The 22,969-nt window shown below is 51.9% G+C and carries 18 protein-coding genes; 7 read left to right on the top strand and 11 right to left on the bottom strand.

All coding sequences use genetic code 11. From position 1 onward, the window contains the following. From lon to IPH59_06495, 7 genes are all read right to left on the bottom strand, one after another. Window positions 1-2,405 (bottom strand): endopeptidase La (gene lon / locus IPH59_06525; GenBank protein MBK7091363.1); only part of this gene is annotated, 2,405 nt, incomplete at its 3' end. 157 nt (window positions 2,406-2,562) lie between these two features. Continuing rightward, window positions 2,563-3,465, bottom strand: a complete 903-nt coding sequence (locus tag IPH59_06520; protein ID MBK7091362.1) for a PorV/PorQ family protein — start codon at window positions 3,463-3,465, stop codon at window positions 2,563-2,565. Window positions 3,466-3,556: 91 nt separating this feature from the next. Beyond that, window positions 3,557-11,188 carry a hypothetical protein gene (locus IPH59_06515; GenBank protein MBK7091361.1) on the bottom strand — a complete coding sequence of 2,544 codons (7,632 nt, stop codon included), beginning with the start codon at window positions 11,186-11,188 and terminating at the stop codon, window positions 3,557-3,559. Window positions 11,189-11,366: 178 nt separating this feature from the next. Continuing rightward, window positions 11,367-12,200, bottom strand: coding sequence for a hypothetical protein (locus tag IPH59_06510; protein MBK7091360.1), 834 nt, complete (start codon window positions 12,198-12,200; stop codon window positions 11,367-11,369). Between the two features lie 155 nt (window positions 12,201-12,355). Next, window positions 12,356-12,982 (bottom strand): ribosome small subunit-dependent GTPase A, encoded by a 627-nt coding sequence (gene rsgA / locus IPH59_06505; protein ID MBK7091359.1) that lies wholly within the window; start codon window positions 12,980-12,982, stop codon window positions 12,356-12,358. Between the two features lie 20 nt (window positions 12,983-13,002). Beyond that, a complete protein-coding gene (locus IPH59_06500; protein ID MBK7091358.1) occupies window positions 13,003-13,242 on the bottom strand; it encodes a hypothetical protein in 240 nt (79 codons plus the stop codon). Window positions 13,243-13,278: 36 nt separating this feature from the next. Further along, window positions 13,279-13,491: a hypothetical protein gene (locus IPH59_06495; GenBank protein ID MBK7091357.1), complete on the bottom strand. Its 213-nt coding sequence runs from the start codon at window positions 13,489-13,491 to the stop codon at window positions 13,279-13,281. A 302-nt stretch (window positions 13,492-13,793) separates the two neighbouring features. Here IPH59_06495 and IPH59_06490 point away from each other — a divergent pair, with 302 nt between their 5' ends. Continuing rightward, a complete protein-coding gene (locus IPH59_06490; protein ID MBK7091356.1) occupies window positions 13,794-14,198 on the top strand; it encodes a hypothetical protein in 405 nt (134 codons plus the stop codon). On the opposite strand, the gene IPH59_06485 is transcribed toward IPH59_06490, so the two are convergent. After that, on the bottom strand, window positions 14,179-14,877 hold the full coding sequence (locus IPH59_06485; GenBank protein MBK7091355.1) for a PHP domain-containing protein: 699 nt from the start codon (window positions 14,875-14,877) through the stop codon (window positions 14,179-14,181). The genes IPH59_06490 and IPH59_06485 overlap by 20 nt on opposite strands. A gap of 198 nt (window positions 14,878-15,075) precedes the next feature. Between IPH59_06485 and IPH59_06480 the strand changes: the two genes are divergently transcribed. Beyond that, on the top strand, window positions 15,076-15,747 hold the full coding sequence (locus IPH59_06480; protein MBK7091354.1) for a class I SAM-dependent methyltransferase: 672 nt from the start codon (window positions 15,076-15,078) through the stop codon (window positions 15,745-15,747). Window positions 15,748-15,749: 2 nt separating this feature from the next. Here IPH59_06480 and IPH59_06475 read toward each other — a convergent pair whose 3' ends face one another. From IPH59_06475 to nadC, 3 genes are read right to left on the bottom strand one after another with little or no spacing between them, the layout of a single operon-like run. Then, window positions 15,750-16,112 (bottom strand): VOC family protein, encoded by a 363-nt coding sequence (locus tag IPH59_06475; GenBank protein MBK7091353.1) that lies wholly within the window; start codon window positions 16,110-16,112, stop codon window positions 15,750-15,752. An 18-nt stretch (window positions 16,113-16,130) separates the two neighbouring features. Further along, the gene (locus tag IPH59_06470) at window positions 16,131-16,652 is read right to left on the bottom strand and encodes a DinB family protein (GenBank protein MBK7091352.1); all 522 of its coding nucleotides are present in this window, start codon (window positions 16,650-16,652) and stop codon (window positions 16,131-16,133) included. Between the two features lie 41 nt (window positions 16,653-16,693). Then, entirely contained in the window at window positions 16,694-17,551 is an 858-nt protein-coding gene (gene nadC / locus IPH59_06465; GenBank protein ID MBK7091351.1) for a carboxylating nicotinate-nucleotide diphosphorylase, read from the bottom strand. Between the two features lie 118 nt (window positions 17,552-17,669). Here nadC and alr point away from each other — a divergent pair, with 118 nt between their 5' ends. The 5 genes from alr to IPH59_06440 are packed head-to-tail and all read left to right on the top strand — an operon-like array spanning window position 17,670 to window position 22,116. Further along, the gene (gene alr / locus IPH59_06460; protein MBK7091350.1) at window positions 17,670-18,815 is read left to right on the top strand and encodes an alanine racemase; all 1,146 of its coding nucleotides are present in this window, start codon (window positions 17,670-17,672) and stop codon (window positions 18,813-18,815) included. 9 nt (window positions 18,816-18,824) lie between these two features. Further along, window positions 18,825-19,601, top strand: a complete 777-nt coding sequence (locus tag IPH59_06455; protein MBK7091349.1) for an alpha/beta hydrolase — start codon at window positions 18,825-18,827, stop codon at window positions 19,599-19,601. Between the two features lie 34 nt (window positions 19,602-19,635). After that, on the top strand, window positions 19,636-20,673 hold the full coding sequence (locus tag IPH59_06450) for a biotin--[acetyl-CoA-carboxylase] ligase (protein ID MBK7091348.1): 1,038 nt from the start codon (window positions 19,636-19,638) through the stop codon (window positions 20,671-20,673). After that, window positions 20,670-20,909: a hypothetical protein gene (locus IPH59_06445; protein ID MBK7091347.1), complete on the top strand. Its 240-nt coding sequence runs from the start codon at window positions 20,670-20,672 to the stop codon at window positions 20,907-20,909. The genes IPH59_06450 and IPH59_06445 overlap by 4 nt, the downstream gene beginning before the upstream one ends. A gap of 10 nt (window positions 20,910-20,919) precedes the next feature. Continuing rightward, window positions 20,920-22,116 (top strand): hypothetical protein, encoded by a 1,197-nt coding sequence (locus tag IPH59_06440; GenBank protein ID MBK7091346.1) that lies wholly within the window; start codon window positions 20,920-20,922, stop codon window positions 22,114-22,116. Window positions 22,117-22,969 lie beyond the last annotated feature (853 nt).

The raw sequence follows: 22,969 nt of genomic DNA, 5'->3' as shown, positions 1-22,969 counted from the left end.
TACTGCCCGCGCTGATTCTTCAGATTCTCAATCGCAATCACTGCATCCGTCGAAGGCAGAATAATCCGCGCCAGCGACTGGTCGAGTGCATCATCAATCGTCTCGATCGGCACGAACTCCAGACCACTGCGAACCTCTTGCGGAATCTCGATCAGGTCCTTGGTGTTGCCGATCGGGAAGAGCACCTTTTTGATTCCTGCGCGAAACGCCGCCAGCGACTTCTCTTTGAGACCGCCGATCGGCAGCACCTTGCCCTGCAAGCTCACCTCGCCCGTCATCGCGACCGTGTGATAAACCGGCTGCTCGGTGAACAGCGAAATCAACGCCACCGTCACCGCCACGCCCGCCGAAGGACCATCCTTGGCGATGGCGCCCTCGGGGAAGTGAATATGCACATCGGTCTGCTCGAATATCACCGGGTCAAGTCCCAGCTCCGTCGCCCGCGAACGCACGAACGAATATGCCGCCTCGACCGATTCCTGCATCACATCGCCAAGCCGACCCGTGACCAGCACCTTGCCGTTGCCACGCATGCGAATCGTCTCGATGAACAAAATGTCCCCGCCAAACGGTGTCCACGCCAGACCGGTCACGACACCGACCTCCGGCTGACGGTTGGCGACATCATAGCTTATCTTGGCAGGGCCAAGCAATGCTTCGACTGTTGCCGGATCAACCACGATCTTGGTTGCGGCGCCCTCCAGAATTCGCACCACGCACTTGCGGCAGATGCTGCCGATGTTGCGCTCGAGATTGCGCACGCCGGCTTCGTAAGTGTATCCCGTGATGATTGCCCGGAGTGCATCTTCGGTAATGGAAAACTCGGTGTCCTTGAGTCCGGTCGCTTCCATCTGACGGCGAATCAGGTATTTCTTGGCGATCTGGATTTTCTCCATCACCGTATAGCCAGATAACTCGATGACCTCCATACGGTCTCTAAGAGGGTCGGGAATCGTCTCCAGCAAGTTCGCTGTCGTGATGAACAGCACCTTGCTCAAATCGAACGGCAGATCGAGATAGAGATCGCGGAACGAATCGTTCTGCTCGGGGTCGAGGACCTCGAGCATCGCCGAGGACGGATCGCCGCGGAAATCACTGCCCATCTTGTCGATCTCATCGATCATAAACAGCGGATTGTTCACGCCGCAGTTGCGCATCTCCTGAATGATCTTGCCCGGCATTGCACCAATGTAGGTGCGCCGGTGTCCGCGGATTTCGGCTTCGTCGCGCATTCCGCCTACCGAGATGCGAACAAACTTGCGACCGAGCGCGCGGGCGATTGACCTGCCCAACGATGTCTTGCCGACTCCGGGAGGACCCGCAAGACAGAGAATCGGGCCGTGCGGATTTTCGCGACGGTGTCGAATCGCCAGGAATTCCAGAATGCGCTCCTTGACCTTTTCGAGGCCATAGTGGTCCTCTTCGAGGATAGCGCGCGCTTCCATTATATTGACATTATCCGTCGAAGCCTGATTCCAGGGCAGTTCGGTAATCCAGTCGAGGTAGCTGTGGATGACATTGTACTCTGGCGACATTGCCGATACCTCTGACAGTCTCTTCACTTCGCGATCGGCGACGATCTTGGCGTGTTCCGGCAATCCTGCCGCTTCGATCTTCTTCTTGAGTTCGACAATCTGTGTATCGCCGTCGCCATCTTCGCCGAGCGCTTTCTTGATTGCCACCATCTGCTGGCGTAGGTAATACTCGCGCTGTGAGCGGTCGACGTCGACCTTGACCTGTTTTTCGACATCCGCCGCGACTTGTATCTTCTGCAGTTCCGCAGTCATCAATTTGATGAGCCGGTCGTAACGTTCATTCAAATCGATTGCCGACACGAGGTATTGTTTCTCACCCAATCCGAATGCGAGATAGCTCGACAACAGATCGGCAAAGCGTCCGGCTTCTTCGGCGTTGGCGCGCATGATCTGCACCATCTCGCGCGGATAGCGATTGTCGAGCATCGTGAGCTGCTGGAAGAGTCCCAGTGCCTCTTGTTGCTGCAAGAGCAGCTTCTCATCGATGCCGGGCGGGTCTGCCGGCAAAGTGGTTATCTGCGCCCTGATAAACGGCTCAAACTGCGTGAGTTTGTTAATCTTGATTCTGCGCAGTCCCTGAATGACTAATTGATATGTATTGTTCGGAATTCTGACCTTGGAGATGACGCGAACTGCGACGCCGATGTTGTGGATGTCTTCGAGCTTCTCCGCGACGGTGATCCCCTTTTTGGTGATTGCCGTTGCAATGATCTCATTCTCTTCAACTTCGTTGTCGAGCAGCGCCAACGAGCGAGCAATGCGCACCTGAATCGAAGCCACCGCTGAAGGAAACACAGCCGCCGAAATCAGCGGCAACAATGGCAAGTCTTCCGGAATCTCCGCGCCTACGATATCGTGGTACTCTTTCATGCGTTAATACCCTCTTGGAATGTACGTTCGAAGCATAATCATTATACGCGCAATGACGCAAGGGGAAAGAAGGGGACGAAGATTTGAAACGCAAATCAAAACGCCCCGGTTGAGTAAACAACCAGGGCGTCTGATTTATGAATTTCTAATCGTTAGATTAGAAAGCAATCGACAACGACACGCGGTGATTTTCGCCGAGGAAGCTCTCGGTTTCGGTCACGTATGCGTAATCAATCGAATACTTCTTCATTACGGTCAGGCCGGCACCGATTGAGAAATCGCCGTCCGCTACGCCGCCGCGAATCGCGCCGAAGTAGTTTTCTGCGAATTCATAATCGTACTCGCTGCCGAGATACAGCGTGACGTTGTCACGATGCTGAATCTTCTGAATGTCGCCGGCGAATGTGAATCCACCGAACGCCATGGCAGCCATGCCAACGCGCCAGGTTACCGGCACGGAGGTACGACCAACCTTGGTACCAAGGTCGCGGGCAGAGACGCCAAGGAAGACGTTATCGCCAACAGCGTACTTGATACCGGCATCGAAGCCAACACCGCTCGCTGAGTAGTCGGCGGTCTTCTGGTATCCAACCTTCAACGTGGCGCCAACATGAAGGTTATTCATCTTGTTGCCGTAGCTGAACAGGAATCCATGCTGATCGAAATCAATCATGTTTCCAGTCGGACCGTTAACACCAGCTTCTTCGATGTTGTCAATTCCTGCGTTTACCCAGGAAAAGGCTCCCCAACCGGCGGTGCCGAAGTTATATGCGAGGGCGGCATACATATACTGCCGGTCGAAACGCATATTGTCCGACATCATGGTCGTGAGGCTAAATTTCTCTACGCCAGTCAATCCGGCCGGATTCCAATATCCGGCGGAAGCGTCATCGGCAACTGCGGTATACGCAGTGCCCATCGCCAGAGCGCGAGCACTCACACCCGTCCGAAAGATCGGGAAGGCATGATTGTCATCGGCAATGGCGGATCCGCTCACTCCTAACAGGAGAGTCGAAAGTAAACCGGCGAAGACCACAAATTTCTTCAGGTGATTTCTCATGTCGAGATCTCCCCTCCTATAACTAAACATTAGTTTCAAGTTATTCAAAGGAGTCCCGCTTGCTGCGGGACCCCTCTGTGTGTCTTCCTTCTTACTTCTCAACAACTGCGATCCAGATCACAGCCGATGCCGAGCTTCCGGAACCGGAAGCTTCGATACGCGCCATGTAAGCGCCGTCGGCGACCATTGTGCCACCGTCGGTTCTGCCATCCCATGCGATTGCAGATTCACCAGCGCCAAGGTTACCAGCGTTGATGGTCTTTACAAGGCTACCGGAGTAGTCGTAGATGCGAATCACGACATTGGCAGCTTGTTCAAGACCGACGTTGATATTGAACGCGTCGTCGGTAGCCGGGTCGAACGGATTCGGACCGGCCCATCCAGTGACTGAACCATCAGAGAGTGTACCACCCTTCGTTCCTGCGAACGTGCTGGTGCCACCCGAATTGTCGGTCACTGAGATGACGTACGATGAACCGTTGCTCGGGCAATAGTACAGCGTTCCGCCATTACTGGAGGATGCAAAGTACCATTCGCCTTCTTCATCAACGGCACCGATGGAACCCTGGGCTTCGCCAAGGAGCACACCGTTTTCACGAATTTCGATGTTGTCGACTCCGGAGCCGTCTTCGTCGATCGTGAAGACCAACGGGCAGGCGTTCGGGTTCGAAGTCATCGTGATCGTGGCACCATCGTAATCAACGGTGAAGTACTGAACATGCGGCGTCGTGCTGTTGCCGACGCAGTCATGAACACCACCGCTGACACTATAGTAACGGTCGAAGTTGTCGTATGCACCCGGATCACCATAGTAGTAATTGTATTCGTCGTCGAAGAAGCTGCTATAGCTACCATCGTAGATAACTGCAATCACTCCACGTTCGTCGTCCAAATCGTAAGTGGTCGGGATGATGACCGTTCTGCCGTCCTCCTGGAGGTAATCCTCGATTTGGGCCGGGAAGAAGGTCTGCATGAATACGGCTCTTTCCTTCGGACTGCCGCCGTCAGGTCCGCCCGCCGTGGTATCACCCTTCGTTACGAAGAAGATATCGACGTGGACACTGCTCCAGTTGACACCGGAGTGGGCGTCTTCAATCGTGAAGGTCAGAGTCGGATTCTTAGATACATACGAATTGTCGAAGTCGACATCCGGATCGGCACAGTCAACCATGAAGTTATCACGGATCGACTGCGGACGATTCTGGCTATCCTCTACGCGGACGTAGAGTTCGTGCTGGCCGCATGGAAGCGGTGAGTACGAGTAATAGTTGTCGTCATTGTCGTAGTAATAGTACGCATAGAACCAAACGTGGATCTGACCTGATACTTCGTCGTACCAGATGTCTACGTTGTCAGCTTCATCTAAGGCCGTCTTCGAGCCAGTGACGAGCTTGCCATTCGCCTGCGAATCAGGCGCTGAGTAGCCGTCTCTGTCTTGAATGCGAACACCATTGAGGTACACTTCAAGAGTGCTCCAATCGATGGTATTCTGGAAGGCTTCGACGGTCTGATACGTGAACTCCGGATATCCACCGGTGTAGATACCGCAGTACGGATACAGTTCGGTTCTGCGGATAGCCGTTGTGCCGTCGTACTGGGTACGCTTCACAACTGAGTACCACGCATCTGTAGTCTCGTAGAAGTAGTTGCTATCTTCCCCACCGTAGTATTGCGAGTCGTCACCAAAGCAGGTAACGGCGAACTCTACCCAGTTCTGGCCGCCTTGTTCATAGAAGCCACGAACAGTTGACGGGAAGTAGACATTGTCGGTCCGCCAGTTGCCTTCACCATCCCACCAAGCAACCATAAGCGACTCAGCCGGGACATTGACGGTGTTGTTATACTGCATCGTTACGACAGCATACTGCTCATCGTCGTTGCAGATATATGAACAAGACGGATCAGACAAGTAGGTCATCATGCCATTATTGTCGCCCACCGGGGTGAACAACCAATCCTGCCAGACGCTCGCACGAGCAATCTTGGATTTCCAAATGGCAAGTGCCGGGCCGTCGGTGCCGTCGTAGTCAAGGAACGCTGCCGGAATGTCAACGGTGACATCTTCGAACGTTACCGGACCGCCGGTACCAAAGTCGCGGCTGACCCAGAAGGTCGAGTAATCTCTATTGATTGACCAAGCCGCAAGTCCGGCGTAGTCAACAAAGAAGACATGGCCTTCGCCGAATCCGTCGTCGACCAAAGCGTCGAAGTCGAATGATCCGGAATATCTATCGATTCCACCCTGCTGGTTAAGCGCGGTGAAAGAGATGATATCAAAGCTCCAGTCTTCAGTAGCTACATTGTAAGCGACTGAGAGACCCCAAGGCATGCCATGCTCAGAATTGATCGTGGCAAGACCTTCGAGATTATCGCAATCGTTTTCGAGATTGCGTTCAATCGTCGCCGGACCAAAGTCGGCCGGAGCGCCGGTTACCGCGCAACCTTCATCACTCACTACGATCGTGGTGATCGGAGCAAGTTCTTCTTCCCATCCGAAGCCGTTATCCGAGAGGAGACGGACTTCGTAGGTACCGTTAGCCGGTGACCACGGGGTCGAGTAGACTCCCCAACGTTCCGGAGTGTAGCTCCAGTCGTCTTGGAGGAGATATGAATCGTCCCAGGCACTGGTGCCGCCAACGGCAACCCATGAGCCGCCATTTTGGCGCTGCTGGAACATCGTTTCGGAGCCGTATTCGGCGATACCGAAGAGTTCACCTCTCCAGCAACCGGCTACGAGACCGATCGTCGGCTCACCTTCGTAGATTTCGAAGTTGACAACGACTTCTGCGGAATTGCATCCGACAGCGTCATTGACAAAGAATGACCAGTTATACTCATCAGCCGACATTCCGCTCATATCCCAGTCAACTGTGAAGTATCCGTTAGCGTCAGTCTCAATTGAGGTGCAGACGTTTTCGGCACAGATTGTACCAAGACCTGAGTTGTAAATCGGAGACGGACCCCACGGGGACTGATTGTCCTGAGCACGGAAGGTCCAGGTAAGTTTCTGGGTACCCTTCTTGAACATCGGGGTCGGGTCGTTAGCGTTTTCGATATCCCAAATGGTGGTGCCATCAGTTACGCTGACCGCACGCGCGAGCGGGGCGGTGTCGTCGTAGAAGAGAGTAACGATATTGCTATATGAATAGCGTTCGCACTCGCTGGTAACGACTGCACGGAACTGATAGAATCCTTCATCGGCATAATCAAAGAAGTCTTCGTCTTCGAACGTTGCGCACCACGGTGATTCATGATCCGGTCCATTTTCGAAGTTCTGCCATTCGCCGTTATCGTCGAGGGCGTTCTTCCACTGGAACTGGACGTTATCAATCGGGGCGCCGCCGTTAACGTTAACTTCGGCACAGAAATACTCGCCGCCGCAGAAGAATCCGCTGGTCGGCTCGGTGATGGTCACCGTCGGAATAGCATTACGTACATGGACCATGACCTTGGTCTGTTCCATATCGGTGAAGTTGTTTGACCAATCGCAGAGCGATGCGCCAACATAGTAGTCACCATCCGGAACTGAATTGAGAGTCGACCAGGTCGAGTTCCAATAGAAGTACTCGCTTACAAAGCTCTCAACGTCGCCCGCGAAAACTTCGTCGATCATGACTGCCGGACCACCAGCTGCCGGCCAGTAGTACCAGACGACCTTTTGGAGTTGTTCAGCATGAATCGGAGCGAGCGCAAGTTCTACTTCACCGCAAACGTATTCGCCGTCACCCGGGCTCAGTATCAGAGCGCTCGGCGGGATTACGTCGAGGAAGTAGATGACGATCTGATCATCATCGGTCTGGCCAAGCATGTCTTCCATGACCGCAGTCAAGGTGCAGACAATGTAACCATCATGGACTTCGCCGCTCTGGAGGAGACCAAGCTCAGTCGCATTGAAGGTTACTTCCCACCAGTTGGCGGAATTGGTGCTTGAACCGACAGCGGTTTCATTGCAGTACCAAGTTACCTTGGCAACTTCGCAAGAATCAGCGGCCGGAAGAGTCATCGCCTGAACCGTGAGATCATCGTTCGGTTCGGCAAAGACTTGACCAGAACCACCCAGAAGCTGGGACGGATTGAGCCAGTTCATATCCTGTGCGCCACCAGCGGTAGCGAAGGAGCTGATTGACGGCTGGACCGGACCACAATCAAAGTACATGATCATGCCGGAACCGGCAGCGAGAGCATCGTCGAAGGTATAATCATCGAAGAAGCCGTCGCCGTCCATATCGAGCATCCAGTTGCCGGCGTTATCTTTCACCGCAACACGAATGCGATAGTCGTAACCGCAATCGAGATCACCATAATCAAAACTAATCGTCCAGATACCGGTGTTGTTAGCCGGCATACCGTTGCCGATTTCCGTCCACCAGTAGTAAACGTCGATGACATCATCAACGCCGACCGGCTGATAGAAGAACTTGACTTCGGCAATGTCGATGTCGACGAAGTTTACAAGTTCAGCAGAAAGCATGACTTCGTAGTCATTCGCGCTGCCGACTCTCCACTTCGGTTCGTCATCGCAACCAGCGTAGATGTCGCCGTCCTTAATGGACAGGACCATCTCCGGCATGGTGCCGTCAAGACAGACCTTAACAAACGGGGTCGTGTAAGCGTTGTTGACATCGTCATAGACGACGGCGTACAACCAAACATAACCTTCGGCCAGTTCCGAGTTATCCCAGTCAATGACTGCATACGGATAGGTCGGAGCGGAAACCACTTTGTCAAGCTCTTCCTGGAAGGCCGACTCACCGATCTTTACGCCCGGGGTCGAACCATCAAGGCTATAGAAGAACTCTGCACGAATCGGGCTTGAGTTATCGTAGCCGGTCGGATCGATATCAACGCGGATTTCGACCGAATTCAGCGACGACTTGGCAAGCTGTACGCACTGATAACCGACTGGGTCGGAGATGAACGCCTTCGGGGCGACTTCGTCCGGCAAGCACAGTCTAACGGAGTCGACGCAAGTCGCACCGTTGCGGATGTCAGTGATTTCAGTAATCAAGTAGGTCGGAAGAGGACCACCAATGGTCTTCGGCCAATCGCCTACCCAGAACTGATATTCGTACGGAAGTTCGGCTTCGTCCATAAAGTCAACGCGGGTTCTCTCACCGGAATCGGTGAAGATGACCCAAGTGTCAACCGTGTAGTACGGGCCGGAATCGGCGTTGGCAGCAGTAACGACCGCTGTATTCAACGTCGTTCTGTCAACTTCGAAACCGCAAGCGGTCTGAGGAGCAAACGCGCCATTGATGGTCAGGAAGTCGCAGACCGGAACATTCGGATTCCAGAAGAATTCGAACATGCCGCAAGCCGCTTCGGCTTCCGCCAAAGTCGACATGTTGCCGATCGAATCCTGGGTAAGAATCAGCAGTTCCCAAGTACCTTCAGTGCTCGGATCAGTACCGAGATTGATGGTGTCGCGGAACGTCTGACCAAAGTCGGACATGTAGCTGACCGGTGACGGTGCAGAGTAGTTCTGCCACGGACCAGGGGTGCCGTCGCCACGATCCTGCTTGCGCCAAACCGCACCAGCCAACGCGATGTCGGCATCCGGAGTGGTCGCAGTGATCATCAGAAGGTTGCCCGGGCCGAAATTGAGATTCATGGCCGGGAAGACAACGCAGGCAATCGGAGCCTGAGCGTCTGGTGTGCCTTCAAAGATATTGGTATTGAATTCGAAGTTACCGCAATCGTCTTCCGTGCGAACTACGAACTTGTAGTTGGCAGCGTGCGTGAGAACTTCCGAAGTCCAGGCATTTGAGTCCGGACCGGCGTTCAGATACTCACCGGTAAAGGTGGTACCAAAGACGTTGTCATAATCGAATCCATCACCTGTGGAATCAACATAAACATAGAAATACTGGGCGTCTTGAGCCTGGGCAGTTACCGGCCAGGTAAGACGAATCTTGCCGCCGGCAAGCTGATGGATGCTGACTGCATCCTGATCAATTGCCACCGGGCGACGAGTGTCAAGATCGACGTTGCCACCCAGCACACCGAGAAGCGGTGAGGACTGAAGGCTGTCAAGGTTACCAGCATCGTCAGTAGCGTAGACCCAAACTGTGTAGTCGGCATCTACGGCCGGGCTGTTGGCGTCTTTGGCATCAATGGAGATCGGATCGAAATCCGCATCCATCAACTGGCCAATCTTCCAACGCAGAGCCCAAAGGCCTGAACCAAGGGAGCCGAGTGCTTCCTGGGTCGCGCCACCCAAACCACCATCAAGGAAGTTTGAATAGACGGTGGCGATATCGGAACTGCCGCTCAGGTCAGCTTCAACGCGGAGTGAATCACCAAGGTTGGTGCAATCCGACGAATCGGCATTGAGAACGGTCTGGTACTCGATCGCCGAGAATTGCGGCGGGTCAAGGTCCAAAGCGTTCTGGAGGCTGATGGAGTCAAGCGCCACGTTACAGGCGTTGTCCCAGGCAGTGAGGTAAATGAACTTCTCAATGTCGGTGCCGGAAGCAATATCTCTGGCCATTTCGTCGGTCAGATAGAAGTCCAGGCGCCAGATGCCGTTACCGTTGGTGACGTCATCGAGGTTCCAGTAGGTTGTGTCGGTGCGGAAATTAGCCGCGCCCATAAAACCTTCAAGATATTGTAGCGTTGCTACAGAATCGATCTCGAAAAATCCATTCGAGGTCATGTAAGCAATAATTGAAAGCTGGTCGCCAATCGCAGCCGAAGTATCCGAGCCGGTGTTATTCTCCGAAATGAAGAATCTCAACGAATCGAAACGCGGAGCGATGGTGTCGATCGGACGATTAAACTGGAACGGTACCGTGCCTTCGTTGCCGGCATTGTCTTCGGCCGTAAAATAAATAATGTGGCCGGAGATTACGTCCATATTGTCCGCGGCAACTTTGACCGTATCGATCCAGATGTCGTCAGTCGGGTCAACAGTGCCTTGATTGTAATAGTGGCCGTTGGCAGTATCGGTTCTCAAACGATAGTTTGAGGACAAGCCAAACGCCGAAAGGTTCACAAAGATCGCGCTGTCCTTGATCTGTTCGTTTGGATCAGAGACAGTGATGACCAACTGGTCGTTGATGTTGATGAACGAGGCGCACGACGAATCGATAATCGCAATGTTCACATCATAGACCGGTGCATAAAGGTCAAAAATACGGGTGTATTGGCCCGTAGGATTCGGATTGCAAGCATCCGTATCAAAGCTAACGCGGAACGCGCCCGGGTTAGTAAGAGCACCAAGATTCAAGCTGTCGATAACACCATTATTACGCCACTTCAATCCCCAATCAGGAATGACGAGTTCGAGACCCGTTTCGTGGTAGGTGGTATCGGTGCCAATTGAATCTTCCCACGCGTCAAAGATGACCAACAATGAGTCACCATTGGCGAACGGAGTACCTGACCCCGTTACAGTCACTTCGAAGTTTTCATCGAAACGACCGCCGATGTTATAGGTTCCAAAAGTGGTTTCCGTCGCGCCTGACTTCTTCTTGATTTGGATTCGGCTTATCGCGAACTCTTTTTGAGTACAGCTTTTAAGCTTGACCGAAATCAGGGAGTCACCCGCAGCTAAACCACTGAAAGTACCCAGCAGCAACCTGACGTTGGTGGCCGCATTGTTGATCGTGTCTTTAGGAATTGGCGCCATTGTGAGCGATTGCCCAAACGCCGTGACTCCCATGACCGACCAGGCCAACATCATCACAACTGCCAGTAATACCAGGTTTCGAATAGACTTCATTCGACAATCCCTTGTTACTCGTTGTTTATCTGTTTTCCGTTTCAGTTCGTTTTCGGCATTGATTCTCATTAGATCCAATACCCTCCTTTCCAATCTGTTCCACAAAGGCTCAGATCTTCCATGAATACACTCCTTACTTTAAAAAACTCACAGTTTATCTTAAATTTTAATTCCAACGTTAAATGATCACGCAATATGACCATGCCCCTTTCCGCCCTCGTTCTTCTGATTCCAATTCATACTTAAGTTCGCTTTCTTCCATGTTAGCCGGGAATAGGAAAAAACCCAACAGTCTCTTCTTCCCTGAGGCTTGGTGTTGGTGATTCGTTAAAACCGATAGACCTTGTTTAGGGCTTACTGCCTTTCTCAACCATGCGCTCTTATGGGCGTACAGGGACACCCCTACCCAGCCCAAAACATAAGACCGCCAATTAAGCAAATTTCCGAACGCCTGCAAGTGAAATTTTGCACGTTCGAAATAATCGCCAAAAAATTTGCGGTCAATATTCCGTGTTCCACTAATCCTGTCAAGAAAAAACTTTGCTTCACTTTCACTTAACTCGAATTCGACGCGTGATAAACACTCTGATTTTGTGTTCAAAGTTTGCTTGACTTTGCGACTGTTATCTTCGTCGAAATTGTACTTGATTCTATCGGCAAGCTGTTTCAGAATTTTACAGCTTGGAGCAAACAAACGTGAAATCTTTAACAAGTGAAACAATTTTCCAATGCTCTCAACTCGGGGAATGAAGTTGGCAGAATCAATAGCAATTCGATCTTCGTGTTGCTTTGAAACTCTCCCAATGTTGACCGGAAATGTTGAATTGGACAGCTGCCCGGATTCCTCGAGTACTTTCAGACTGTTATTGGGGCAGATAGCGGATCCTTCGCGATTACAGCCCCATTCATCGGAAGCCGATCCCGAATAGTTTAGCCGAAAATGCAAAAAGGCCGAACCGGGGATGCCCCCCCAGCCTAGCCGAAGACGGCTAACTCGATAGTAGATTTTCACTTTCCTCCGCAATAGTCCAAAAGCATTCTGCCCGTTGAAACGGACGTAAGCAGTTTCAGAGTAGAGCCGAATTGAATCAACAAAAACTTTAGAAAAGTTTGCGAAATTTATATCTGCTTTAGCTTTAATCGATTATTGACGCAGATTTCTCTTTGCTAAAGTGTCGAATATATTTTCTCGTAGCTCGCAAACCGCTCTTGAAAAATGATACCTTCGCTAACTGCCTGTCTCACTGCACACTGTGGCTCATGCAAATGTGTACAGCGACTAAACCGACATTCGATGCGAAAGCGTTCAAATTCCGGGAATAGGTAACCTAATTCGTCCTTCTCGAGGTCCCAGAGACCAAGAATCTTGAGTCCCGGCGTATCTGCCACGAATCCGCCGCCATCAAGGGGGTAAACCTCGACCGCTGTCGTCGTGTGTGTACCCTTGTCGGTTGCTTGCGAGACATCTCCGGTGCGTAATCGCAATCCCGGTTGAAGCATATTCACCAGTGAACTCTTGCCCGTACCCGAATGTCCGACGAAGATCGATTCGTGATTCGACAACAGTCCGCGCAATTCATCGGCGCCGACATTCTGCTCGCACGAGGTCGCCACTAGTGGAACTCCAATCGAGTCATAGATTGTTTTCATACGAGCGATGTCGACCTTGTGTTTCAAATCAACTTTGTTAATCACAACCACCGGCTGAAGCCCGCCTTTGTAGGCTGATACAGTGAAACGATCAATCAAGTGTTGTTTGAACATCGGCTGGGCAACACTGACCACGATCACCATTTGATCGACATTGGCGACGATTACCTGCTCGATCGAATCATCACCGACCTTGGGCGCGAAAATTTCGTCTTGCGCGGTTGCACGGATTCAATGAATCCGGGACCATCGCCTGAGAAACTGAATTCCACCACATCGCCAACAGCGACAGGGGTTTCCTTCTGCGTTTGTTTGGCTTTGGACATTACCGCGCAGCTGTACTCGCGCCCGTCGCTTAATACGACGAAGGATTTTCCGTAGGCGCGGATTACACGGCCGGTCATATGGACCGGCCGTTGTCTTGCGAGTTTGAGCGGCGACTATTCATCGCCGCCGCCTTCCTCAAGTTCAAGTTCCAACTCGACGAGTTCTTCGATTTCCTGTTTTCTCGATTTATGTTTCTCTCCTTTAGTCTTAACCTGTGCGGCACGCTCGCGACGTTTTTGCTTTTTGCGTTCTTTCTCAGCGAGATAGTCGTGTCCAAGTGTCTTCTTTATTCCAGCTAATTGATGTTTAGATATTTCGCCTGGCATGGCTAAATTCTCCCTAAAAATGAAAAACCGCAGACACCTAAATGCCTGCGGAAAGAAATCAGCATGATGATTTTCCGCGCCAATATGCGCATTTAGGCTACACTTCGCCCCTGATCCTCTCTTTCACGACAATGTCCCTCATCACACATTCTCCTTTCCGAATGCTCCCATGGGAGCTACGCTTGAATTAAACTTACTCTGGACAATACGGCATGTCAACGAAAAAGTTTAGTCGATCGACTGCTATTGTTCCTTGTCGAATCGGCCCTGCCGGATAGATTGTCGGCATGGAAAACAGGGAGATGAATCTCTTCGACGGCATACTGGCGATTCTCGCTGGTTATGGCGCCATGTATATTGTGACCAAGACTTTTCTCACCGTACTGGCGGTGTCAACATCCGCTTCTTCGAATCAGGACAGCACACTTCCGGGGACCGGACATATCGCGACTATCTTAATTGGGGCATTTGTTGCGGCATTGATCGGGGGATTTGTCGCGTGTATCATCGCCAAGCGTTCGCCAATCAAACATACAATTGCGCTTTCTGCGGTGGCTGTGGTGATGGGCCTTATGACGAGATTGACAAGCACGGCGGAACATCCCGCGTGGTATACGGCTGCGCTAATTGGATTAAGTGTTCTTGGAATAATGTCGGCAGGGGGATTAATGCAAATTCGCAAACGAGCTAGAGAGCGGCGCCTTTGATGCGCGCGCGCAGCATTTTCGCCATAGATTGCAGGTAACGAATTGGCGTGCCCCGCTTGGCGGAAGCAATCATCTTGCTCCGATAGATCATCGCCGGTGTAGTCTGAGTAAGTGCAATCGGGTTGAAACCTCTGCGCACGGCGTCTTTCAAGTCCTCACCCTTGTTAACTTCGATTTCAGTAACTACCAGACCTAACTCATCGCTCAGATGCGCGTCCACACCGAAGAATGCCGGCTTCTTTAACATGACGGACAATTCCCACGCCAAACGATTAAGTTGCTCCGGTAACCGAGCGTTGAAAACTTCGATGCCGTCAAAGGAATGCAGGAATTCATCAGTCAGGTGATGCGAGCGATAGGGATGGGGAAGGATTGTCAGACCGCCTTGACCGTGGATTTCCTGGACAATTTCCGAAGCTTTGCGTGAATAGGCGTCGTCCTGCAAAAACAAACCGATGATGTCGCCGTGATCGGAAGAATACTCGGCGCCAATTATCGTTTCGATTCCGTGTTCGTTTGCCAACTCGCGAATTTCGCGCGAGCCGCGAATGGTGTTGTGATCGGTAGGGGCAAGCACGTGAATCTGATTCTGAACCGCGAATTCAACGATTTCCTGCGGCATCAGATTGGAATCCACCGAGTGGTTTGTATGAAAATGAAACAATATCCTTTTGCGCATTCTGACGTCTTGTCCTACCCCGCTTAATGCTTATCTCTTGTATCGGCAGGAATCCACTTCCGCCACTCGTCTATAATACACATACGATCCGCTCGTTGTTGAATCATCGGCAATACGTTCGACAAGTCAACTATTATCCGAGGCTCGAGTTGAATTCTGTGATTGCTTGATGTGTGCCGGCGCCTTAGATTATCCCTCATGGCTAAGAACTACGAAGAAATCTACAGTAAGTCTGAACTTTATTGGGGCACGAAGCCGTCCGATCTGGTCAAACGCTTCGCCGAAATGGCTCCAACTGGCTCCGCGCTGGACCTGGGCATGGGTGAAGGGCGCGATGCGCTCTTTCTTGCCGGGCTTGGATTTTCAGTGACGGGAGTCGAATCCACGAAATCCGGTGTTGCTAAATGCGAGAACATTGCCCGCAAAAAGAGCCTTTCGATTAAAGCTGTCTCTGAAGATGCCCGCGAGTTTCGCATCGCCAAGAATCGCTATTCGCTGATAGTGGCGATTAATCTGTTTCAGTTTCTCGCCAAGGCCGACACGCAGTTGATTATCAGTAAAGCTGTAGAGGGGTTGAAACGCGGAGGTTTGTTTCTCTGCGAGTCGTTCACAGTTGACGACCCGCACTACAAAGTTCACAAGAAGAACTCCAAAGAAATCGCCCCGGGGACATTTCGCGATGCGTCAGGAAATATCTACTCGCTGTTTGGACACGGCGAATTGATGCGGATGTGTTGTGCGCAGATTGCCGAGTCAGAACTCAAATCGGGGCTGCGCCCGATACACTATGCCGAATTCGATTTCTACGACACAACGCACGGCGCTCCTCATTGGCACGGGATAGTCGACTTTGTAGGAAAGAAGCTCTGATACTATTTCTTGAGTTCACAGAGATATAGTTCGTTGCCGTCGGGATCGTCGATGAATGCTATTCGCACAGCATCGTCGTCATGGATTTCGCCTTTGAAGATACCACCGCGACCACTAACTGCTGCAATCACCTTCTCCAAGGTTTCCGTTACCATCAATCCGATTTGAATCGAGCCTTTGGTGCCCGGTGCAGCAGCGCTGGGACTTGAAGGGTGCAGACCCAGCTTAAGTCCGTCGCCGGCATCGATTGAGGCCCAGTGGTCTCCAGCGCGATACTCCAGTTTTAGTCCAAGCACTTCCGTGTAGAATTGCACGGATTGATCCATACTCGAAACAAATATCGTGGCATTGCCGCCTCTAATCATAGTTCACCTCGAAATCTGCTATGGGGAAAGTTGCTTCAGATTATTGCGCATCACGCTAAAGTGGTGATCGTCGTGCTCCGCAACGAAGTACAGCATATCAACCAGCCGCATTGGTAGTTTGAGCCGGGGATGAAGAGAGATTCGCTCGAAGTCGCTTTCCTTCAGATCTTCTACGCGCGAAATGAATCTCGACCTTTGTTTGCGGAACTCGGTCGCTAACTCTCGGATGTCGCGGCCATTGTGACCGGCGGAGCTTGTTCTGGCATTCGTGATATCTGCGGCACGCAATTCCAATTTCCCGGCAAGAAAGTCACCGATGCGGTCATCGTGCAGTTCATCCAAGTCGATCAAGTGCCCGACGTGCTCCTGAATTGACCATTTCTCCGACACCCTCGCAATCAGAATCTCCCGCGGTAAGCCCGCCACGTAGAGCTCAATTCGTGCCGGTGCGCCGCGAAGGCGCTCGACGATTACTGGCGCCATTCCTACCGGAAAGTCAAAACTGAACTTGCGTTCAATCCACTTGGTTTGTGTTATCATTATGATGTAAATACGCGAGAAAATAGATTGTAGTTGCGGAATCAGACAATCTTCATAGAAAGATCGAGCCACTGAGCCGAGTGTGTTAAGGCGCCAGCCGAAATGAAGTCGACTCCGGTTTCAGCGTATTCCTTGACAGTCGCCAGCGACATATTGCCGGAGGCTTCAATTTCAAGATCTGGATTTGCCGCGCGGAGGAAGTTTACTGCCGCGCGTGCCGTTTCGACATCGAAGTTGTCCAGCATCAAACGCTGAATATCGAGGCTCGCGGCCTCCCTGACTTCGTCCAAATTTCTGGTTTCGACTTCGATGGCTACGCGTTGGATGGCTGTTGTTTGATTGTATTCAATGGCTTTTTCAACTGCCTTAGTCAGCGAGCCTGCCGCGGCAATGTGGTTCTCTTTGATAAGAATCATGTCAAACAAACCCATTCGATGATTGGCGCCGCCGCCGGAGAACACGGCACGCTTCTCTAATAACCGCAATCCGGGTGTAGTTTTGCGTGTATCGATGATTTGGCAGCTGGTGTGCTTAACCTGCTCGACGAATTTCGCTGTTAAGGTCGCTATCCCTGACAGATGCATCAGAAAGTTAAGCGCCGTCCGCTCGCCGGTCAGCAATGATGCGAGCTTGCCCTGGCACATGATCAATTCTTGACCGCGTTTGATGGGGGAACCTTCGACAAGGTCGGTTAGAAACTCGCCGTCCTGATCGAGTTGGTAGAACACGAGCGCGGCAACGTCGAGTCCGGAAATGATGCCATCGGCTTTGGCGCGAATCATAGCCCGACCCTTGGCAATCGGGCTTACAGTTGCCAATGTCGTAAGATCGCCGGTTTCTAAATCTTCTTGTAGTGCGCGATCAGCTATGTCAATTAAGTACTCGGGGGCTATATCCATGCCGAGAGAGTATTGAATTGAATTTGCGGTGTCAACCAAAAGCAGGGAAGAGGCAGTTCGCTTGCTGATAGCCCTTTATTGTTGACTTCGATAGCGCCCCTCGATACCATTCCATCAAATGAACGCTTCTGCTTTAAGCTGGATCGAAGTCGATTCGCGCGCACTCGAACACAATATTGCCGCCATTCAAAGCAATCTTGCCAAAGGTTGTTCGATGGTTCCGGTCATCAAAGCTAACGCTTATGGCCACGGTTATCTCGAGATTGCGCGGCTGCTTGATCCAAAGCAGTTTCCGTTTCTCGCGGTACATAACCTCGAGGAGGCATTGCTGCTGCGCGCCGGCGGCATCACAACCAACATTTTGATTCTTGGCTATATCCCGATTGCTGATCTGAAAGTCGCAGTCGAAGCCGGTTTCGATTTTGTAGTGGCCAATATTGACACACTGCGCAAACTCGCCGAGTTCGCCACGGCAAAGTATCCGGCGAAGTGTCATCTCAAGCTCGAAACCGGTACCAATCGGCAGGGAGTGAATCGGGAGGAGCTTACAGCGGTTATTGAGTGCTTCAAGTCGACAGCGCACTTAAAGCTCGTCGGAGTTTCGACTCACTTTGCGAATATTGAAGACACTACCGACCACAGCTATGCGGATATGCAGTTCAAGCGATATGTCGAACTGAAGAGCATTCTCGAGGATGCGGGATTTGTGATCAAGTACGCGCATCTGGCTTCATCGGCGGCATCGCTGCTGTTTCCGCACACGCATTTCAATCTCGCACGCGTCGGCATTGCGCTGTACGGGCATTGGCCTTCGAAGGAGACCTATCTATCGTATCGCCTTGCCGGAAAGCAGAATCACATGCTTCAGCCGGTGCTGTCATGGAAGACGCTGATCGGCCAGATTAAGGATGTCCGCAAAGGCGAATACATCGGTTACGGCACGACCTATCGCGCGACCGCCAATCTCAAGATCGCGGTATTGCCAATCGGTTATTTCGACGGGTATGACCGACAGATCTCCAACACCGGATATGTTTTGGTCAATGGGATGCGAGCGCCTGTACGCGGCCGAATCTGCATGGATATGTTTATGGTGGATATTACCGATATACCTAATGTCACCCTCGAATCCGAAGTTGTCCTGATTGGACGCTCCGGAGACGAAACCATCCGCGCCGAAGATATTGCCGGTTGGACCAATACCATCAACTATGAAGTGCTCGCCCGGCTGGGGATGCATCTCAAACGGAAAGTCATTACCTAAGGATACACGATGTCGTTTTTCGAAAAAGATGATCGCAAGCTCTACTACAATATCATCGGCCAGGGCGATCTGGTTGTGCTCGTTCACGGCATCGGCGTTGACAGCCGCTACTGGATGGAAGTTCCTGAACTGCTCTCGTCAAAGTATGCAGTTTTAACGTACGACTTGCGCGGGCACGGACAGAGTTTCGCACCGGCAACCGGTTACTCGTATCGCGAACATGTCAACGACCTCAATTTGCTCATCACCGACTTGGGATATCAAAAGGCACACTTCATCGGTCATTCGCTCGGCGGCGCAATCGTTGTCAAGTACGCGCTTCAGCATCCGCAACATATCAAGTCGCTGGTATTGGCGGCGCCGCATGTCGTTGGATACAAGGATTACACCGATTGGCCGAATGTCTATCGCACTGCCAAGCAGATTGATATCGACCAGGCCAAGATTCAGTGGGAGACGTTCCGACTTTTCCAGCGCGTCGATAAGAACTCGCCGGACTGGGAAGTTTTCAAAAGCTGCATCAGTGATTTCCCCGGCAAGGTTTGGACCGACCCTGACGCGTTCAAATACATGGACGAAAGCGATATGAAGATGCTCGACAACGTAACGATGCCGACACTGCTATTATGTGGTCGTGAGGATCTCGATTTTCTGCCGTTAGCGAAATTGATAAATGCCCGTCTGACCAATGGCACGCTCTATGAGATTCCCGATTGCGGACACATGATACATATGGAGAAGCCGGAAATCTTCAAGCGCGAGTTGGCTTCGTTCCTGAGTCTTTAGAATCCAACACAATTGACGGTGCATCTAAATATTGATGCACTCGTCCGTCAAGTTTCGTTATAATCCCGCCATGCCCGAAGACATCACGCAAATTCAAATCGACATTCTCGATTACCTGCGCAAGCACCCGCGATCTTACTTCTCACGTAAGAAGCTGTGCGACAAGTTCGAGCTGACAACGAACAAATCTGACCGCGCAATTGCGGAACTTGAAAATTGGGGATATCAACTTCTGCGCAATAAAGAAGGCGATATTCGTTACGGCTCATCGCCTGACGTGCTGTTCCCTCACGAGATTACTTTCGGATTGGGCACAAAGATTCTCGGGGTCAACATTTATAGTTTCGATCGCGTCGGCTCCACCAATGTCATCGCGCACAAGTACGCTGAAAAGGACGAGCCGGAAGGTACCGTCATTCTTGCTGAGCGCCAAACCGCCGGCAAGGGCAGACTTGGGCGAACCTGGCACTCGCCTGCCAAGCGGGGAATCTATCTGTCAATGATTCTGCGGCCGCAAATTGCGCCGTCGTTGGCGCCGGGGCTGTCATTGATTGCCGCGTTGAGCATTGCCAAGACATTGCGGGAGTATCCCGGGATTAAAGCTACGATCAAGTGGCCAAATGATGTTCTGTACGATGGCCGCAAACTTGCCGGTGTATTGACTGAACTCGCTGCCGAAATTGATCGAATCAGATATGTCATCATGGGCATTGGCATCAATGCCAATCACGACGAAAGCGATTTCCCGGTTGAGCTGCGCGATAAAGCTGCTTCACTCAAGATTGTGTCGAAGTCTGCAGTTGATAGAATCAAGCTCACGAAACTGCTGCTTACATTTCTCGAAGAGCACTATCAGGAATACCTGTCGCGCGGATTCAAGCGGTTGATCAAGCCGATACGGAGTTATTCATCTGTGCTTGGTAAGAGTATAACCTTTCGGTATGACGGCAACGCCGTAACCGGCAAGGCAGTGGATATTGATACTAACGGCTTGCTGGTCGTTGAGTTCGACGGCAAGACTCTTGCTCTCGGCTCTGGTGAAATTTCATTGACGGAGAATTATAAATCTTGATCGCATCTTCAAAGAGAACGTGGCTATTCGGCATCACTGCCACAGTGCTGTTGATTCTGATTCTTGAACTGCTTCTGCGCGTCGGGATCAATCTATCGGTTGACTATCTTTCGCGTCGAGAGAACATCAACCACGAGTACAAGCTCTGGCAGATGCATCTCTTTGATTCGTTCCTTGGGATGAACGAACCTGACCCCGAATTGTTCTGGCGGCTCAAGCCAAACTACAGAAAGTGAGTTCATCTCCGTGGATAGTCTCGGGTTTGCAGGAGCGGAAGTCGGGGAAAAGCAGCCGGGTGAATTTAGAATTCTCTTCCTCGGGGATTCAACGCCATTGGGCATTGGTCTTGACAATGCTGAGGAGAGTTTTGTTCGCCAGATCGAGGCGCTGCTAAAGACGCGACTGCCGGAGAAGTCAATCAGCGTGATCAATGCTTCGGTCGCAGGCTATACGAGTTGGCAATGCCGCAAGCAGTTGGAGCTGATCGGCACGAGACTCAAGCCCGATATGGTGATGACCTATTTCGGCAACAATGATCCTTCAATAAATGGTTATCTCAACGACCGTAAGCTGTATGAACAGACACGGTCTGTCAGCGAAGTAAATCGTCTGCTTGCACATTCCTATATTTATCAATTACTCAAAGGTGTCGTGCTGAGCATGAAGAGCAAGGCTGCGGCAAGCTCGCCGTTAGTGGCGCGTGTCACTGTTGATGAAGCGCGCGACAACATTGCGGCGATCAAGCAGTGGTGCGACAGCAGCGGTTGTGCATTGATGGTCTGCACAGTCGCGACACCCGATTTTTGGCCGCCCGGCATCCAATTCAAAGTCTTCTCCGGCGGGATGGACAGTCAGGGACGCTTGATTATGGCAGATGAACTTCAGGGGACACTGCTTGATCAATGGGCAATTTGCTTCGATACAACGCTTCTGCCGGGACAAACCGACCAATGGACCGCGCATGTGTATGAATCGAGTTATCGCGATCGCCGCTCACCTGCTGAATCGGCAGCCGAATGCCGGCGCCTTTTGGAGCGCACACCCAGCAGTGCGCGACTCTGGAATAATCTCGGTGTTGCGCTGTGGCAGCAGGGTGAAGTTGCCGATTCGATGTTCGCGCTGGCGATGGCGCTGGATAGCTTGAGCGCAATCGCGGCGTACAATGCCGGAGTTGCCGCTCTTCATCGTAATCCTGTCGAAGCTGAAGCGCTTCTGAAGCGCGCCAAAGAACTTGATAACTACTCACTGCGAATCAAATCCTCATACAATGAACTCTATCGCCAATTCTGTCAGGATAATGGTTTGCCGCTGGCGGATGTCGAACAGCTATTTGCGGGTCTACCTGAGATTGAGTATTTCGTTGATCATTGCCATCCGACACTTGCCGGCCACGAGTTGATTGCAGGGGAGTTGGTGGAGTTGGTGGTGAAGCATATCCGGTAGTGGGGCAGACGAGGATGGCTGTCGCCCACGCAGTCATCAACACGATATCAGAAATTATCCTACCGCAAGCGGTGGGGCACCTAACTCGGCTGACTTGTGAGACAGCTCAGGACGGCTACCGCCCCAGAATCGCGGGCCCCCCTTGGACTCGCCTGGACCGCCCCCTGTTGCTCCAGCCGAGTTGCTCCAGCTGTCTTGGTGATAAATCCGACAACGACTTGCGGGGGGGGGGTTTGACTTAAATTCTGGGATTCCGGGCGGTTTGAGGCAGCTTCCTGTATCGATTTCTAGCAGTGACTCTTTATGTCTGATTTTACAGACGGGCCGTCGCCGTCGCCCCCTGACTTTGATTGGCGCTGTGGGGGGGGGCAGGGGCTTTATCCGATTAGAGCTTTATGCGACTGAAGCCTGGAGGGCGGGGGTGTAAGGATGGGGGGGCCCGTGGGGTGTACCGAACTTCGGGCGTGGGAACCACGCCCCTACGGTTGGTCTTGAACTTCGGGCGTGCAGACCACGCCCTACGGTTAGTGTGATTCATAGACGGCAGGCGGGACGACTGCCAGCCACATAAAAGGCGACTGCAGCTCATGTGTGTTGCCGACGCGGTATGCTGGGGATTTGCCCCAAAACACCTATCTTTTTATCCTTGTTTCGGCTCGATTTGGATGGCTTCGATCTTCTTGTCTACAAAGAACATGACGCACTGATTGGCACTATCTGCTTTGCACCGCCACAGGCGGGCGTGCAGAAAATTTCTGTTGACATCCCCTGGTGATTATGTTAGCGTGGCGCTTAGATTTTGGCAAAATCGAACGGAGTTGCGCCGCTCGATCATCACCTGCGCAATGCGATT

The organism is bacterium (genome assembly GCA_016708315.1).
Lineage (GTDB): Bacteria > Zixibacteria > MSB-5A5 > CAIYYT01 > CAIYYT01 > JADJGC01.
Note: the sequence above shows the minus strand (reverse complement) of the source record. Positions and strands in the feature narration are given on the sequence as shown.